5 protein-coding genes are annotated in these 18,159 nt (G+C 69.4%); all 5 read left to right on the top strand.

The features are described 5' to 3' along the window. The first annotated feature begins 34 nt into the window (after positions 1-34). The 5 genes from HNR16_RS11495 (at position 35) to HNR16_RS11475 (ending at position 18,088) form a co-directional block, all read left to right on the top strand. Positions 35-2,998 carry a helicase-related protein gene (locus HNR16_RS11495; RefSeq protein ID WP_225737789.1) on the top strand — a complete coding sequence of 988 codons (2,964 nt, stop codon included), beginning with the start codon at positions 35-37 and terminating at the stop codon, positions 2,996-2,998. Next, on the top strand, positions 2,995-7,650 hold the full coding sequence (locus HNR16_RS11490) for a DNA methyltransferase (protein ID WP_158039852.1): 4,656 nt from the start codon (positions 2,995-2,997) through the stop codon (positions 7,648-7,650). The genes HNR16_RS11495 and HNR16_RS11490 overlap by 4 nt, the downstream gene beginning before the upstream one ends. Next, positions 7,647-14,108 (top strand): DEAD/DEAH box helicase, encoded by a 6,462-nt coding sequence (locus tag HNR16_RS11485; protein WP_158039851.1) that lies wholly within the window; start codon positions 7,647-7,649, stop codon positions 14,106-14,108. Before HNR16_RS11490 ends, HNR16_RS11485 begins: the two co-directional genes overlap by 4 nt. Positions 14,109-14,111: 3 nt before the next feature. Beyond that, positions 14,112-16,568, top strand: coding sequence for a UvrD-helicase domain-containing protein (locus HNR16_RS11480; RefSeq protein ID WP_158039850.1), 2,457 nt, complete (start codon positions 14,112-14,114; stop codon positions 16,566-16,568). Between the two features lie 311 nt (positions 16,569-16,879). Beyond that, positions 16,880-18,088 carry a hypothetical protein gene (locus HNR16_RS11475; protein ID WP_158039849.1) on the top strand — a complete coding sequence of 403 codons (1,209 nt, stop codon included), beginning with the start codon at positions 16,880-16,882 and terminating at the stop codon, positions 18,086-18,088. The last annotated feature ends 71 nt before the right edge of the window (positions 18,089-18,159 follow it).

The raw sequence follows: 18,159 nt of genomic DNA, 5'->3' as shown, positions 1-18,159 counted from the left end.
TCCGCTCAGTCGCGCGAGGAAAGGACCATCACCGGTGTCGCTCGTACCCGCTCCTGCCGTTTCGTCGCGCCTCGAGAACGTCGCTCCGGGATCGGTCGTTGTCGTCCGTGACGCGGACTGGATCGTCACGAGCACCGCGGAGACGACATCCGGAACGCTCGTGCGCGTGGTGGGCCTCTCCGAGCTGGTGCGCGACACGACGGCGGCGTTCTACAGCGACATCGACACGATCACGCCGCTCGACCCGCAAAACGCTCGAGTCGTCGCCGACGGCTCGTCGCAGTACCGCACCGCGAAGCTCTGGCTCGAAGCGACGATGCGCAAGTCACCTGTGCCCGCGATGGCCGAGGGGCTCGCCGTCGCGGATCGCATGCTCATGGACCCGCTCGACTACCAGCGCGCCGCGGTGACGCGCGCGCTCGATCCGTCGAACTTGCGCCCGCGCATTCTGCTCGCCGACGCCGTCGGGCTCGGGAAGACGCTCGAGATCGGCATGATCCTCGCCGAGCTCGTGCGGCGCGGACGCGGTGAGCGCATTCTCGTCGTCACGCCTCGGCACGTGCTCGAACAGATGCAGCACGAGTTGTGGACGCGGTTCGCGCTCCCGTTCGTGCGGCTCGACTCCGTCGGCATCCAGCGGGTGCGTCAGCACCTGCCGGTGACGCGCAACCCGTTCTCGCTCTTCAAGCGCGCCATCATCTCGATCGACACGCTCAAGCAGGACAAGTACCGCGCACACCTGCGCAAGCACCGCTGGGACGCGGTGGTGATCGACGAATCGCACAACATCACGGGCAAGACCCTCAACAACCAGCTCGCCCGCACGCTCGCGCCGAACACCGAGGCGCTCATCCTCGCCTCGGCGACCCCGCACAACGGCAAGCCCGAATCGTTTGCCGAGCTCATCCGGCTGCTCGAACCGACCGCCGTGCGCCCGAACGGCGACATCGACATGGACGAGGCGCGGCGCCTGGTCATCCGCCGACACCGCAACAGCCCCGAGGTGCGCGGCGAGGTGGGGGACAACTGGGCGGAACGGCTCGAACCGATTCATCGCCTCGTCGACGCCTCACCCGAGGAGAACGCGATTGCCGACGAACTCGCCGAGGTCTGGCTGCACCCGGCCGACGCGCGCTCGCCGTACTCGGGCTCGAACTCGACCCTGTTCCCCTGGACGCTCGCGAAGTCGTTCCTCTCGTCACCCGCCGCGCTGCGCGAGACGGTCACCGAGCGGATGAAGCGGCTCGACCGCACCGGCGGCGAGGCCGCGGCAATCGAACATCGCGCCCTCGCCCACCTGCTCGACCTCACGAACGCGGCACTCGAGGGGCGCTCCGCGAAGTACGACGCGCTCCTCGACGAGTTGCGGCGCATCGGCGTCGGGAAGCGCAGCGCCGAGCGTGCCGTCGTCTTCTCCGAGCGCGTGCCGACGCTCGGCTGGCTCGCCGCGAAGCTGCGTGCGGACCTCGGCATGAACGACGAGCAGGTGCGTGTGCTGCACGGTCAGCTGAGCGACCAGGAGCAACAGGAGATCGTCGAGCAGTTCAAACAGTCCTCGTCGAAGATCCGCGTGCTCGTCACGGGCGATGTCGCATCCGAGGGCGTCAACCTGCACGCGCAGTGTCACGAACTCATTCACTTCGACATCCCGTGGAGCCTCATCCGCATCGAGCAGCGCAACGGCCGCATCGACCGGTACGGGCAGCGGCACCGGCCGCAGATCACGACGCTCCTGCTCGACCCGGCGAACGCGCGCTTCGCGGGCGATGTGCGCGTGCTCCGCCGCGTCCTCGACCGGGAGCAGGAGGCGCACACGACGCTCGGCGACGCCGCCTCGCTCATGGGACGCTATGACGTGGGCGAGGAGGAGGACGGCATACGCCGCGTCCTCTCGGGGGAGCGCGAGCTGGACGAGATCGTGCCGAACGTCGAGGACGCGCTCGCCGCGAGCGACGATCCCTTCCTCGCGCTGCTCGCCGGGCTCGAAGTCGGCAGCGCACTCGATCAGCGCGCAGACGCGGCTCTGGCGTCCGGCACGAGCGAGTCGAGCACGCCGTCCCGGCAGGCGGGCAACCATTCCGACGGCGTGACCGGATTGTTCGCGGCCGACCGGGACTTCCTGCGTACCGCGCTCGCCGAGAGCTTCACGACGCCCGATGCGCCGGTCGAGCAGAACGGGGCGGGCTGGAAGGAGCTCGACCCGTCGCTCGTGGAACTCGAGCCGCCACGCGATCTGCGCCGCAGGCTCGACGTGCTGCCGCAGAGCTATCTCGCCGATCGCGGAGTCGCGACGCGATTCCGGCTCGTGACCGAGCGCGCACTCGCGACGCAATTGCTCGTGGATGCGCGCGACGATCCGAAGAGCCACACGATGTGGCCGGAGGCCCACTACCTCGGGCCCCTCCATCCGGTGCTCGACTGGGCCGGTGACCGGGCCCTCGGCACGCTCGGCCGGAACGAGGTCTTCGCCGTGCGCGGCACGGTCGACATGCCGACCGTGCTCGTGCAGGCGACGCTCACGAACCACCGCGGACAGCTCGTGTCGAGCATCGTGCTGACTGCCACGGTGCCCGACCCGACGGGCGATTTCGCGCTGCCCCGGCCCGTCGCGAGTGTGCGGGAGGCGCTCGAGGATCTCGGCTTCACGCGCGAGACGGTCGTGAATCCGGGGCCCATCGATGCGGAGGCGTTCGCGGGTGTCATCGCACCGGCCGTGCACGCGGCGCGCAACTATGCCCTGGCGGTGCACGAGGACGCGAACCGTAGTGTCACAGCGCTCATCGATCGATGGTCGGGCCGCGTCGAGGGGTGGAGCGACGAGGCCGCGGGCCTCTCGCAGATCGAGGCGCTCAAAGCGCGTCGCGTGTCGGTCGAGAACGAGTTGGAGATCGCCCGCTCGATGCTCCCGGAGCAGACGTTCGTGCGGCCCCTGCTCGTCGTCGTCCCGGCGCTGACGCCGGTCGCCACCCCCGTCGGCACCGAGAGGAGCGAGGCATGAGTTCGGATGCCATCATCGTCGGCGAGGGCTGGCTGAGCGAGCACTACGTCACGACCGACGCGAAGTCCCAGTCGTTCCAGTCGCGTGTGCTCGCACGCGTGGCGGCGTGGACGGCGCTCACGGACGAGGGGCACGAGTCGACGCGCTCGCGGTTCTCGGCCGAGCGCGTGGCGCTCGAGCGCGTGTTCGCCTCGCTCGGTGAGGACGAGCTGCGCGAGCCGGCGGCCATCGAGCGGGAGCTGTATGCGCCGCTCCGACAGGTGCTCGGCTACGAGGCGAACGGGGTGCGGCTCGAAGCGCACGGCCCGGTGCGGTTCGTGCATCGCGTCGGCGAGCAGGGCGAGCCGGTCCTCGCGCTCGTCGATGCGCGGCCCGTCGACTCCCTCGACGAGCTGCTCGCCAAGGACGCCGACACCCTGCTCGAACCGTATCTGCCGGACGGCGAGCACACCCGTCGCGGCGATGTCGTGCACTCGGCGGCGAGGGCACTGTCGACGCTCTTCGTGGCCGATGACGGGCCGCAGTTCGCGATCGTCTTCGCGGGCGCGTGGCTGCTGCTCGCCGAGCGCGAGCGGTGGCCCGAGGGGCGGTATCTCGCGATCGATCTGCAGCTCGTCGTGGAACGCAACGACACGAAGCGCGGCGGCGAGATCGATCGCGCGCTCGCGTGCCTCGGGGCCGAGGGATTCGAGCGCGGCGACGAGGGGTCGAGCTGGTGGCAGTCCGTGCTCGAGGAGTCGGTCACGCACACGGTCGGCGTCTCGCAGGATCTGCGCGAGGGCGTGCGGCTCTCGATCGAACTCATCGCGAACGACGTCGTGGCGCAGCGCGCGCGGCTCGGGCTCGCCCCGTTGCCGGCTGAGTCAGCGCAACCGCTCGCGAAGCAGTCGCTCCGCTTCCTGTACCGCATTCTCTTCCTGCTCTACGCGGAGGCCTCGCCCGAGCTCGATGTGCTTCCCGTCGGGGCGAGCGAGTACGAGGAGGGCTACAGCCTCGATCGCTTGCGCGAGCTGACGCTCGTGCCGCTCAGCACGGAACGCAGCGAGGAAGGGCGGCACCTCTACGACTCGCTCGCGGTGCTCTTCCGGCTCGTCGATCAGGGCCACGGTGTCGCTCGTGCCGCCGACGCTGCCGACGGCGATTCGGGGAGCGACGGGAGCGATGCGGATGCCGCGTGGGACGGCGGCGCGATCGCCGAGCACGTGACCGAGGGGCTCGTGTTCAACAGCCTCCGTGCCGACCTGTTCCTGCCCGCGGCGACGGCGCTCATCGACGAGGTGGGCCTGTCGGATCGTGCGCTCCAGCAGGTGTTGCAGCACCTCCTGCTGAGCAAGGCGCAGAAGGGACGCGATCGGGGCTTCATCAGCTATGCCGATCTCGGCATCAACCAGCTCGGCGCCGTGTACGAGGGCCTCATGTCGTACACGGGCTTCTTCGCGGAGCAGGACCTGTTCGAGGTCGCGAAGAACGGTGACGCGCACAAGGGCTCGTGGGTCGTGCCGGTGGAGCGGTCGAGCGACATCGAGCCGCAGGACTTCGTGCAGGCGATCGATGCGGTGACGGGCGAGACGCGAGCGGTCGTGCATCGGCGCGGTACCTTCGTGTTCCGCCTCGCGGGGCGTGAGCGGCAGCAGTCGGCGTCGTACTACACGCCCGAGGTGCTGACGCGCTTCACGGTGGGGCAGGCGCTCGCGGAGCTGCTCGATCAGGACGGCGAGACGACGCCAGCGGACGACATCCTGCGCATGAGCGTGTGTGAGCCGGCGCTCGGCTCGGGGGCGTTCGCGATCGAGGCGGTGCGGCAGCTTGCGGCGGAGTACCTGACCCGCAAACAGCGCGAGCTCGGTCGCCGGATCGACCCGGATCGCTACCCGCGTGAGTTGCAGCGGGTGAAGGCGTCGATAGCGCTGCACCAGGTGTACGGCGTCGACCTCAATGCGACCGCCGTGGAGCTCGCGGAGGTCTCGCTGTGGCTCGACACGATGTCGGACGAGCTGCAGGCGCCGTGGTTCGGGCTGCATCTGCGGCGCGGTAACTCGCTCATCGGTGCTCGCCGGGCCGTGTATGCGGAGTCGCAATTGGACCGGCGGGCGTGGTTGTCGGCCGTGCCGCACGACGTGCCCGTCGCCGAACTCGCGGAGGACCTCGCCGCCGGGCGCCCGTCGGCCTCGACGGCGGGGAAGATCCACCACTTCCTGCTGCCAGCCGACGGGTGGGGGAGCGCGGTCGATGCGAAGGAGGCGAAGACGCTCGCCCCCGAGGCGCTTCAGACATTGAAGGCGTGGCGCAAGCGGGTGCTCGTGAAGCCGTCGAAGGCGCAGACGAAGCAGCTCGTCGCGCTCGCGCGGCGGGTCGAGGTGCTGTGGCGGTATGCGCTGCGGCGGCTCGAGATCGCCGAGCGCGAGGTGCGTCGCCCGATCAGGGTGTGGGGCGCATCGGACCCGGGGCGGACGGGCGCGGTGTCGCGCGAGCAGATCGAGCGCAGCCTCGCCGACGCGGACGGTGCCTACCGTCGTCTTCGGCGCGTGATGGACGCCTGGTGCGCGCTGTGGTTCTGGCCGCTCACCGACACCCTGACGCGAGGGGCGACGCCACCCGGCCTGGACGAGTGGGTCGCGGGACTCACGGCGATCCTCGGCGTGCACGCCGAGGTGAAGCCGACGGCCGCTGCGCAGGGCCAGACGCCGCTCGGCCTGGCGCGTGACTGGAACGCACTCGGCGTCGAGGAACGGCTCGAACTCGACTTCGCGCAGGCGAAGCCGATCGCCGAGGTGCTCGACGAGCACCCCTGGCTGGGCGTGTGCGAGCGCATCGCCGAGCAGCAGGGTTTCTTCCACTGGGAACTCGACTTCGCGACGGTTTTCGCGGGGGGCGGCTTCGAGCTGCAGCTCGGGAACCCGCCGTGGGTGCGACCCCGCTCCGATGTCGAGGCCTTGCTCGCGGAGGGCAATCCGTGGTTCCAGCTCGCCGTGAAGCCGACCCAGGCGCAGCTGCGCGCGAAGCGCGAGCAGACGCTCGCACTCCCCGGCATCACCGAACTCGTGCTGGACGGCACGACGGACGTCGCAGGCATCGCCGCCTTCGTGGGCGATGCGACGAACTATCCCCACCTGGCGGGCCTGCAACCCGACCTGTACCGCTGCTTCATGGAGCGCGTGTGGTGGGCCGCGTCCGGCCGTGGGATCTCTGCGCTCATTCATCTCGAGTCGCACTTCACGGACGAGAAGGCCGGAGCCCTCCGCCGGGCGAGCTATGAGCATCTGCGTCGTCACTGGCAGTTCATCAACGAGCTGAAGCTGTTCGAGATTCAGGACCAGAAGCGGTACGGCGTCAACGTGTACGGTGCTGCCGCCAAGGACGTGTCCTTCTTGAGCGCGGTGAGCCTCTACCATCCCGACACGGTCGAGCGGTCGATTCGTCACGACGGCTCGGGCCCGGCGCCCGGTATCAAGGACGATTCGGGCAACTGGGACACTCGGCCACACGCCGAACGGATCGTTCGAGTGACGGACGACGTGCTCGCATCGTGGCACGCGGTGTTGGAATCCGACGACGTGCCGGTGCGGGCGACCCGCATGGTCTATACCGTCAACCGGGCCGCCTCCGATGTGCTTGCGAAGTTGGGGAGACGACAGCGGCTTTCGAGTCTCGGTCTGGCGTTCTCCGCCGGATGGCATGAGAAAAACGACCGCACCCGTGGCCGGTTCGATGTCGAATGGGGCCGGCCGGACACATGGGATGACGTCATTCTTCAGGGGTCGCACATCTTCGTCGGCAATCCGTTCTACAAGTCCCCGAATCCTTCGATGCTGCACAATACCGACTGGAGTTCGGTAGACCTCGAACGACTCGATGCCGATGCCATTCCGATCACCTCCTACAAACCGGTCGGCGACCGGAAGGTCTACGACGCGAACTATACCCACTGGGGCGAGGACCACGACCCAGCTCGTGCGCACTACCGGCTCGCCTGGCGGAACATGGCCGCCAACACCGGTGAGCGCACACTCATCGCTGCGCTCATTCCGCCCGGCGCAGCACATGTTGACGGGTTGTACTCGCTCGGTGCGCCGCGAGCAGAATCCGCGACGCTCGTCATGATTGCCGGGTTCTTTTCCAGTCTGCTTCTCGATTTCGCTGTGCGGGTGGCGCCGAAATCTACCATTCGGGCGGGGGTCGCTTCGCGGCTGCCTGTTGTGCCGGAGCATTGCCTGACGTCGGAACTCCTGCTTCGGACGGCACGCTTGCAGTGCATGTCAGAAGCATATGCACCACTTTGGGAGAGTGGTCTAGGGTTTGTGCAGGGTGACTCGTGGGCTAATTCTGAGATTCAGTCTCGTGAGCCACTCATGCCGACCGATATGACGCACTGGCACAGGCACGTTCCGTTGCGGCGGGCGTTGTTGCGTCGGCAGGCACAACTCGAGATCGATGTGCTCGTGGCGCTGGAGCTCGGCGTCACCATCGACGAACTCTGCGCGATCTATCGCACCCAGTTCCCGGTGCTGCGCGGCTACGACCGAAAGCGTGACTTCTACGACGACGAGGGGCGCCTGGTCGGGCCCGGGCAGGGCGGGCGCACTCGCGACCGCGAGGCCGATATGCGCGAGGCGTACGCCCACTTCGAGCGCATCCTGAAGGAGCGCTCGTGAGCGAACTGCTGCCGACCATCCAGGCCGACGAGATCCGCGACGGACTCATCGAGTACCTCACCACCACCTTCGCGCTCGCCGACCGAGCCGAGCGGCGGGCACTCGATGAGTTCCTCAAGCACCCCGAACAGGGCATCTTCAAGGGCCCGTACCTGCGCCTTCGGCTGCCGTTCCGGCCCGCCGCGAACGGCACCGGGAGCGGCTTCGCGTGGCTGCGCGACTTCACGCCGCACGGCCACCAGGCCGCCGCGTTCGAACGGCTGTCGAGCGCCGAGCTCGGCCCCGACAAGCCACGGCCCCTGCCGACGCTCGTCACCACCGGCACCGGCTCGGGCAAGACAGAGTCGTTCCTCTTCCCGATCCTCGACCACGTCGTCCGCGCGAAGGCCGCGGGGGAAACGGGCATCAAGGCGCTCATCCTCTACCCGATGAACGCGCTCGCCAACGACCAGGCCGACCGCGTCACGCGACTCATCCGCGGCACCCCCGAACTCGCGGGAATCCGAGCGGCGATCTACACGGGGCAGGGCGGTCCCAAACGCGGCCAGGTCACCGATGCGGGCCTCATCACCGACCGCGAGACGATGCGCAGCCAGGCACCCGACATCCTGCTCACCAACTACAAGATGCTCGACCAATTGCTGCTGCGCCCCGCCGACCAGGCGCTCTGGCGGCAGAGCGCCACGAGCCTGCGCTACCTCGTGCTCGACGAGTTCCACAGCTACGACGGTGCGCAGGGCACCGACGTCGCGATGCTGCTGCGCCGCCTCGGCCTCGCCCTCAAACGCCACTGGCCCGACGAAGACCCACGCATCGACGACCACGCCCGGGCAGCGACGCTCGGGCTCATGACCCCCGTCGCGACCTCCGCGACCCTCGGCGGCGGCGACGACCCCGCCGCGATGGTCGAGTTCGCGAACACCGTCTTCGGCGGCGGCTTCGACCGCGACTCGGTCGTCACCGAAACCCGGCTCGAGCTCGACGAATGGGCGGACGGTGCCGCCGAACGCGTCGCCGCGCTCGGGCTCACGCCACGCACCGACGCCAATGCGTGCGCCGAAGAGCTCATCGACATCGCCCGCGGCCCCGACGCAGCGCGATACCTCGGCGCCGCCGACGCGCGACAACTCACGATGACCGTGCTCGGCACCATCTACCGCGACCACGACGGCGGTATTCCAGCCCTCGCCGAGTTCACGCCCGAACAGCTCCTCGACCTCACCCGCGCACACCCCTGGATCCGCGTGCTCATCGGTGGGGCGAGCGACCCCCGCGCCACTGCCGCCCTCGCCCGCCACGTCGTCCTCGAACTCACGCCCGGCCGCGGCGAGCGGGAACGCGACGCCGACCGCCACCTCGTGCTCACGCTCGTCGTCGCCGCCCTCAGCCACGTGCGCGCCATCGCGGGCCGCGCCGCCGCGACCGTCGAGGTGCACCAGTGGGTGCGCGCCCTCACGCGCCTCGATCGCGTCGCTGGGCCGAGCACCGCGTACCGCTGGTCGGACGACGGCGCGACCGACATCGACGACAACGACGACCCCTTCTCGGACGCCGGCCGCGTCGCGTTCCCCGCCATCTACTGCCGCCACTGCGGGCGCACCGGCTGGGGCGTGCTGCTCGCCCCCACCGGCACACACCTCAACACCGACGACAGCGACATCCGCGGCAGCCACCTGCGCCGCGAAGGCCGCTTCCGGGCCCTGCTCTACGCCCCCAACGAGGCCGACCAGGCGCTCACCGCGAGCCCCGGCGACCCGCCCGTCGAGGGACTCGCCTGGTTCGACGCCGTGCAACGCTGCCTGCTGCCCGAGGCACCCGACGCCGACGAGCTCCAAGCGAGCACCGACATCCTCCCCGTCCTCACGCTCGGCCCCGACCCCAACGACGAACGCAGCAACCGCGACACGTGCCCGAGCTGCGGGCAGATCGACGGCATCCGATTCCTCGGCTCAGCCATCGCGACGCTCCTCTCGGTCACCGTCACGACGATCTTCGGCGACGCCGCCCTCGACGCGGGCGAGAAGAAGGCCCTCGTCTTCACCGACAGCGTGCAGGACGCCGCCCACCGCGCCGCATTCGTGCAGAGCCGATCCCACGTGTTCAACCTGCGCAACGCGATGCGCGAGGCCGTCGGCGACGAAACCACGACCCTCGCGGACCTCGTCGAAACGATGCTCGTGCGAGCCGACACCCCCGAACGCCGCTACCGCATCCTCTCCCCGGACCTCGTCGAGCGCGAACAGTTCAAACCGTTCTGGCACGGCCCCGGCGCCACCGACCCCGCCGTGAAACGCCGCGTGCGCAGGCGCCTCGCGTTCGACGCCGCGATGGAATTCGGCCTGCAGGCGAGCGTCGGGCGCACGCTCGTGCGCACCGGCAGCCTCGTCTGCGAGGTCGATGCCGGCCCCACGAGCCACCTCCACGCACTCGCCCGCACCGCGATCCGCGAGTACGAAACGGCGACGCCGATCCTCACCGGCGTCGAAGCCACCGCCGCCGACGGTGCCCTCGTGCACTGGGTGCGCGGCGTGCTCGAACGCATGCGCGAACGCGGCGCGATCGCCCACCCGTGGTTCCGCAAGTACCTGCAACAGAACGGCGCCCGCTGGCCCGTCTGGGGCGGCAGGCCGCGAGGCGAAGGCATGCCCGCCTTCCCGCCGGACCGCGAAGCTCCCGCCTACCCGCGCTTCGGATCAACGCGCGTCGCGGGCGGTCACGACTCCGGTCTCGACCCGGCCGGGGCAGCACAGGGCTGGTACGCCCGCTGGGCCTCCCGCACACTCGGCGTCTCCCCGATGGAGGGCCCGACGCTCACCAAACTGCTCTTCGACGCCCTCGCCGAGGCCGACATCGTCAGCACCGTCGCGACCGGCGACACGGGCGGGACCGCGTACCAGCTCGAACCCGCGCGCATCCTCCTCGAAGCCGCACCGCACGTCGACGACCACACCGTGCTGCTGCACTGCGAGACCTGCCAGGGCGAGGTGCGGGGAACACGCAGGGTGCGCGCGCAGCTCGACGGCGCCCCGTGCACCGCGATCCGGTGCACCGGCACGCTCGTACCCGGGACCGACGTCGACAACTACTACCGGCGTCTCTACGACGAGGGCGAGATGCGCCGCGTCGTCGCCCACGAACACACGAGCCTGCTCGACGACGCCGTGCGCCGCGAGGTCGAGGACGGCTTCAAGCAGTCCGCCGCCGACCCAGACGCCCCCAACGTGCTCGTCGCGACGCCCACCCTCGAGATGGGCATCGACATCGGCGACCTCTCGACCGTCTTCCTCGCGGGACTCCCGAACAGCGTCGCCTCCTACCTGCAACGCGTCGGCCGCGCGGGACGCCTCACCGGCAACGCACTCGTCATGGCGTTCGTCGTCGGCCGAGGCGAGCAACTCCCCAAGCTCGGCGACCCGCTCTCGGTCATCGGCGGCGAGGTGCGCCCACCCGCCACCTACCTGAGCGCCGAAGAGATCCTCCGCCGCCAGTACACCGCATTCCTCATCGACCGACTCGCCTCCCGCGGTGAACTCGCCGACATCGCGCGCGCCGCCGACGTCCTCGCGAACGACGCCCCGGGCTCGTTCCTCGACCAGATCATCACCGACGCCGAGACGAACGCCCACGCACGCCTCACCGCCTTCCTCGACACCTTCGACGGGCTGCGCGAATGGGCCGTCGACACCCTGCGCGCCTGGGCGAACCCGGGCGCGGAGCCGCGAACGAGCGGCCTCGCCGGCACGCTGCTCACCGCCGCCGGGCGCTGGCAACGCGAGGTGGACGAACTCGGCCAGCGCAAGACGGCCATCGCGGGCACCCTCGACGAGCTCCAGACGAAGGCCGAACACCCCGCCGCGACGACCGACGACCACCGCGCGTTCCGCAGCGCAAAAGCGAGCTACGCGATCGTCGCGAAGCAACAGGACACGCTGCGCACCGACCACTGGGTCGGCGCACTCGAACGCGCGGGCATCCTCCCCAACTACACGCTGCTCGACGACCGCGTGCGGCTCGACGTCGGTCTGAGCTGGATCGACCCCGACACGCAGGAGTACGAAACCCGCGAGGCGAGCTACGAACGCGGCGCCTCGATCGCCATCACCGAACTCGCACCCGGCAACGTGTTCTACGCCCAGGGCGTCGAGATCGAGATCGACGCCGTCGAACTCGGCCGCGCCGGAAGCGCCGTCCGCTCCTGGGCCTACTGCCCGTCGTGCGGCTACGCCCGCGACCTCGACGCGCCCGAGGCCGAGACGGGCGCCGCCTGCCCGCGCTGCGGCAGCCCCGCGATCGCCGACACCAACCAGATCGTGCCCAGCCTCGAACTCGAACGCGTCTCGGCCGAGGTGCGCCGCGACGAGTCGAGCATCGGCGACCGCAACGAAGAACGTCGACGGGAGCGCTTCACCGTGCAGCTCGCGGCCGACCTCGACCCGTCGCGCCTGCTCTCGCAGTGGTTCGTCGAGGACGGACACTTCGGCATCAAGTACTACCGCGACCTCACGATCCGCTGGATCAACCTCGGCCGACAGGCGGCGTACGGCGGCGGCGAACGCACGATCGCCGGTGCCGGCCACGCGAACACGCCCCTGTTCCGGGTCTGCGACGCATGCGGCAAGCTCGACCTGCGCGGCGACGAGAACACCGAACACGAACACCGCGCCTGGTGCCCGAACCGCAAGGTCCGTGAGGAGCACGTCGTCTCGCTCGCGCTCACGCGCACCCTCGTGTCGCAGGGCGTCGTGATGCGACTGCCGCAGGCCGTGACGATCGGCGACCGCCTCGCGCTCCCGAGCCTCGCGGCCGCCATCCAGCTCGGCCTGCGCGAAGTCATCGGTGGCGACCCCGATCACCTGCGCATCGAGGTGATCGAGGAGCCGCTCACCGGAACGGACGGCCAGACCGCGACCTCGCTGCTGATCCACGACATCGTGCCGGGCGGCACGGGCTACCTCGCCGACCTCGCCGCCCGCGAGCGCATCCGCGAGGTGCTCGATCGGGCCTTCGCCGTCGTGCGCGATTGCCCGTGCGCCGACGAGGGCAGGCTCGCGTGCCACCGCTGCCTCCTCCCGTACGCACCGGGCAACCGGGCCGAGCTCGTCTCCCGCGAGAGCGCCCAGCGCGTGCTCTCGGGGCTCCTCACCGACGCCGAGACCGGCGAACCCGAGGAGTGGAAGACCACCGAGATCGACCCCGGCGTCGAGGACCCGGAGTCGAACCTCGAGCAGTGGTTCCGCAAGGTGTTCATCGAACGCGCGGCGACCGCCGGCGCCACGGTCAAGGAGCTCCCCGGCACGTGGGGCAACACGCTGCGAGTCACCTTCCCCGCGGGCGGACGCGCCTGGCAGCTCACCCCACAGCAGCGACTCGGTGGCGTGCAACCCGACTTCCTGCTCGAAGCGGTCGGCGGCGGCGTCGCACCCATCGCGATCTTCACCGACGGACGTCGCTACCACGCGACCCACGCCCACAACCGGCTCGCCGACGACGCGACGAAACGGAACACGCTGCGCCTCGACAGCACCCACGTGTTCGCGATCACGTGGGACGACGTCCGTCGCGCCGATGAACGCGGCGGTGAGCCGGTCGACGTGTCGAGCTGGTTCGCGCGCGGCGCCATCGAAGACCTCGCAGCAGCTCAGGGGCTCACCAGGGACGACCTCGATGCCGTCTCCGAGAACCCGATCACGCTGCTGTTCCGGTGGATGCAGACTGGCGGAGCGATCGAGGAGCGGTGGCGCAAGCTCGCGAATCTGCTGCCGCTGCTGCTGCGGCCGACGAGCAGGCGAACGACTCCTGCTGCCGAGCTCGATGCCCTTGCGCTTCGGGCGAGCGGCATCCTCGATGGCCTCGACGAGGACGGGCCGGCGAATTCGCCCACGATGAGACTCCGGCGCGGACCGCTCGTCATGGTTACGACAGCGGACGTGGCGACCCGGTCCACACGAAGCGCCCTCGTGCTGGACGACCGGGACGCCGCCGTCGAAGCGCCCGACGCGCCCGCGGCCTGGGCGCTCTGGCTGCGGCTGTCGAACCTGCTCGGCTTCGCCGACGCGCACCGGGTGGCCATCACGACCGTCGAACGCGTAATGCTCGGCGCGGTGGACCGTGTCGTGGAGCTGCGTCCCGGGATCGCGGCGACCGGACCGCAGCTCACGGCATCGACACTCGGCCCCGTCGACATCATCGCGATGACGCCCGAGTGGATCGAGGCCCTCGAATTCGCGACCGACGAGGAGCGCGCGATCCTCGAACCGATCGCCGCCCGGGGCGGGACGGTCCCGGAACTCGGCATCGAGCAGGACGGCATTCCCCTTCCGATCGCCTGGCCCGACGCGCGCATCGTCGTCGACCTGCACTTCACAGACGACGATCGCGCGCTCTTGTCCGAGGCCGGGTGGAGGATCGTGCCGACGGACACCGAGCCGATCATGACCGCACTGGAGCAGAAGGACTGAGCGATGCCACAGATCATCATGACCAAGCTCAAGGGCCAGAAGACCGACGGCAAGGTACTGCAGAAGTCGATGGCATTCCTGCAGAAGCTCACGGCTGACGACACGACGTCGGGGCTGAACATCGAGCCCATGCGGAAGGCCAACGACCCGCGTGCCCGCACGGGGCGAGTCGATCAGTTCTGGCGCGCGGTGCTGTTCCGCATCGACAATCCGAACGGCGAGCGCATCTACGTGTACGACGGCACGTACCCGCACGACGAGGCGATCGAGCGCGCCCGCACGCGCGTGCTCCGCGTGAATCCGGTCAACGGGCTGCCGGAGATCATCGAGCGGACGATGCCCGCCGCCGCAGCACCGCCCTCCTCCAACTGGACGGCGCCCGAAACGACCGAGCCAGGGCAAGAGACGCAGCCCGGCTCGGCGGCCGGGGCCGGTCTCGGCGAAGGCGAGGCGCCCGCGTCGGACGCGGGGGCGGCGTCGGACGAGCCGTTGCCGACCTCGCCCACCGGGACGGTTGAGCCTGAGACGGTCCTGCCGTCGACCACCGGCGAGCCGCCCGTTTCGACGCAGCCGACGTCCGAGCCTACGCCGTCCGACGAGCCGAAGGCGTACGCAGACACAGCCCCGGCGGGCCCCTTCCTGGCGGTGAAGGGCTACACGCGAAACGACCTCACCGATCGACTCGGATTCGACGAGCACACGGCCACCGCCCTCATGGCGATTCCCACCGAGGCACAGCTGCTCGACCTCACCGAGCGCTTCGGCAACGAATGGCAGATCAGTGCCGTGCTCGGCCTCGCCGACGGCATTGGCATCGGCGAGATCCTCGACTCGATCGGCGTACGCAGCTCGGGTGCACGCCCCACGGGCGACGACGACGTTACGCTCGTCAAGTCCTTCGAGCAAGCGGGCGCGAAGAGCCAGTTCACGCTCATCGAGGACAACGACGAGCTGCGGCGCGTGCTCGAGGGCGGCGACTTCGGGGCGTGGCGGGTGTTCCTCCATCCCGAGCAGCGCCGCTATGTCGATGCCGACTACAGCGGCGCGTTCCGCCTCACCGGCGGTGCGGGCACGGGCAAGACGGTCGTGCTGCTCCATCGCGCGCGCCGCCTCGCAAAGGCCGACCCGGAGGCGAGGATCATCCTCACGACCTTCACGAAGGCCCTCGCGGCTGATCTGCAACGCAACCTCGAACGCCTCGATCCGTCGTTGCCACTCGCTGCCGCGCCCGGTGAACCCGGCATTCTCGTGCGCGGCATCGATCAGCTCGCGGCCGCGGCGCGAGTGCAGCATCGCGCCGCGTTCGATCGTGCGGGCGAGACGCTGTTCGGTTCGACGTTGACCGCGCGGAACGCTGTGAAGGGCAACGGCAGCGGCTGGGACACGGCGATCGCCGATGTCGGTGACGCGCTCCCGGCCTCGCTGCGGAACGAATCGTTCTTCGAATCGGAGTACCTGCAGGTCGTGCTGCCCAATCACATCTCGTCGCGCGAGGACTACTTCGCGACGCGCAGACCGGGGCGCGGCGTCGCGCTCGATCGTCGCAAGCGCGCCGCGGTGTGGGAGGTCATCGACCGCTACCGCCAGACCGCTCGCCACGATGGGCGGCTCAGCTACGCCGAGATCGCGGCGCTCGCCGCGATCACCCTCGACGGGCAGGGTGGTCGGCGCCTCGCCGACCACGTGCTCGTCGACGAGGCACAGGACTTCCACGCGCTGCAGTGGCAGCTCCTGCGGGCGCTCGCACCCGACGGAGCGAACGACCTGTTCATCGCCGAGGACGCGCATCAGCGCATCTACGGCCAGCGCGTCTCGCTCAAACAGTTCGGCATCAGGGTGCAGGGGCGCGCCCGCCGACTACGCCTCAACTACCGGACGACGCAGCAGAACCTCCGCTTCGCGCTCGGCGTGCTTGACGGCGGCACGTACCTCGACGACGACACGGCCGAGCAACAGGAGCTCGATGAGGTGGGCTATCGCTCCGCACGTCGTGGGCCCGTACCGAGGACGCTCGCTTCGGCGACGACTGCCGGGGAATACGACTCGATCGCGAGCGCGCTGCGCGGTTGGCTCGATCCAGAGCGCGACGGTGGCGCAGTCGTTCCCGAGACGATCGCGCTGCTCGTGCGCTCCCGCGTGGTCGGGCAGAAGCTCCGCCGTGCACTGGAGGATCGCGGTATCGGCACGCACATCGCCCAGCCCGGCACGGACCGCACCGGGCAGCCGGTCATCCTCACGATGCACCAGTCGAAGGGCCTCGAGTTCTCGCGCGTCGTCCTCCCGAACCTCTCGGCAAGCGAGTTCCCGCCGTCGTGGGCCCTTCGCGATGTCACGCCGGAAGACCTCGAGGAGGCGAGGCTGCGTGAACGCTCGCTCCTCTACGTCGCGGCGAGCCGCGCCCGCGACGAACTCGTCGTCACGTGGACGGGAACGCCGAGCGAACTGCTCGGCATCAGCTGAGCGTCGTCCCGGCCGCCTCAGTGGGACCGCGCGTGCCGCCTCGGTGTGGCGGGTCGACCTGATCCGCGACACATCGTCGCGGCCCGCCAGCCGAAAACAGTTCTCACGCCATATGGATGCCGCTCGTCGTGGCGACGTGATCGGCACTCAACCGGGGCAGGATTCCCGTGCTGCAGCGGATTGGACGGCTCGGTCGGCGATAAGCTTGGGCCGCGGGTTCGAGCCGCCCGGAGCCCGATTGATGTGGCTCGTCGCCTGCTGAATCAGCGTGGCGTGGACGCCCCGATCGCCCGTCGACACGGAGGAGAAACATGGACATCGCGGACGAGCAGCAGCCCCACGAGGTCGCCGTCCGGCGCCTGGGTGAAGACGGTGCAGAGCTCGCCGTGTTCGAGTTCCAGGGAAATCTGCGTGACCTGATCGTCTCCGGTCTTCGGGAAAGCTATCTTTCGACCGGCACGTACGTGGCGGACGCGAAAGCGGTATCACCCCACGGTGCCGCTGCGTTGGCCGTGACCGGTGCGGCAACGGGTGCCACAGCACTGAGCGCCGCATTCTCGTCCACCCTGTTCATGGCGACCGCGAATCCGGCCACGCTCATGGCAATCGGCAATGGTTACGGTAGTGCCGTGATGGGCACCGGTGGGATCATCGCTCAGGCGCCGTTCATCGCCGTCGCGAGTTCGCTTCCCGTCGTCGCGCCGATCCTCGCCATCCAGGCGCTCAACACCGCGGTGATGATGCAGCAGTTCAAGCGGGTGGATCGCAAACTCGACACGATCAAGGGCACCCTGGACAAGGCGATCGCGCGAATCGAAGCCACCCACGCGGGCGAGCTCCTCGCAGCGTCGAGAATCGTCGACGAGGTCTACGCGCAATACGGCATCGAGGGGTCCTTCTCACACGACATGCTGATGCGGCTTGCGCTCGCCGAGCGTGACGTGCGCGCGCTCGCCTCGCGATTCCGCCAGCTCGTCGACGCACGCGGCACGACGATGAGCGTTGACGACCCCCTCGAAGTGCAGCACGCGAACTACGACGCGCACAGTGCGATGCTCGCATCGTTCGTGGAACTGCGCATCTCGTACCTCCGAGTGTGCGTGGACATGCAGGAGAACCCGAAGTCGGTCGCCTCCTCGCTCGAACGGCTGAAGGCGGTCATCGATGACGGCATCGTGTTCTGGCAACAACTGCAGGACCGCTCGCGCATACTCAAGACCCGCATCCTCGAGCTCGAGGAGAAGCTCAAGGACATGAACTGGGTCGCCCGAAACCTCCCGGGCGGTGGTGGTGCGGCACTCGGCAAGGAACTCGAGAACCGCAAGAGCGCCTACACCTCGACGATGGAGAGTGAGCGTGAGGTCATGAGCGAGTTCCACTCGCTCATCGACGCCGCGCGAGCCACTCGAACGGCACTCGACGCACCCGCCGATGCAGCGACTTCACCCACACTCGTCTACTGGAAGGACGAGACCGGCGAACACTCGTTCGTGACGGAGCAGGATCTGATCGCGGCGTGAGGATCGCGGGTAGCGCCGGCAGCGGCGGTGCTCGGTGACATCGACCATCGGCGGAACGCTCGGGCTCATGA

The sequence above is a fragment of the Pseudoclavibacter chungangensis genome (assembly GCF_013410545.1).
In the GTDB taxonomy this organism is placed as follows: Bacteria; Actinomycetota; Actinomycetes; order Actinomycetales; family Microbacteriaceae; genus Pseudoclavibacter; species Pseudoclavibacter chungangensis.
This window is presented reverse-complemented; position numbering and strand designations above follow the sequence as displayed.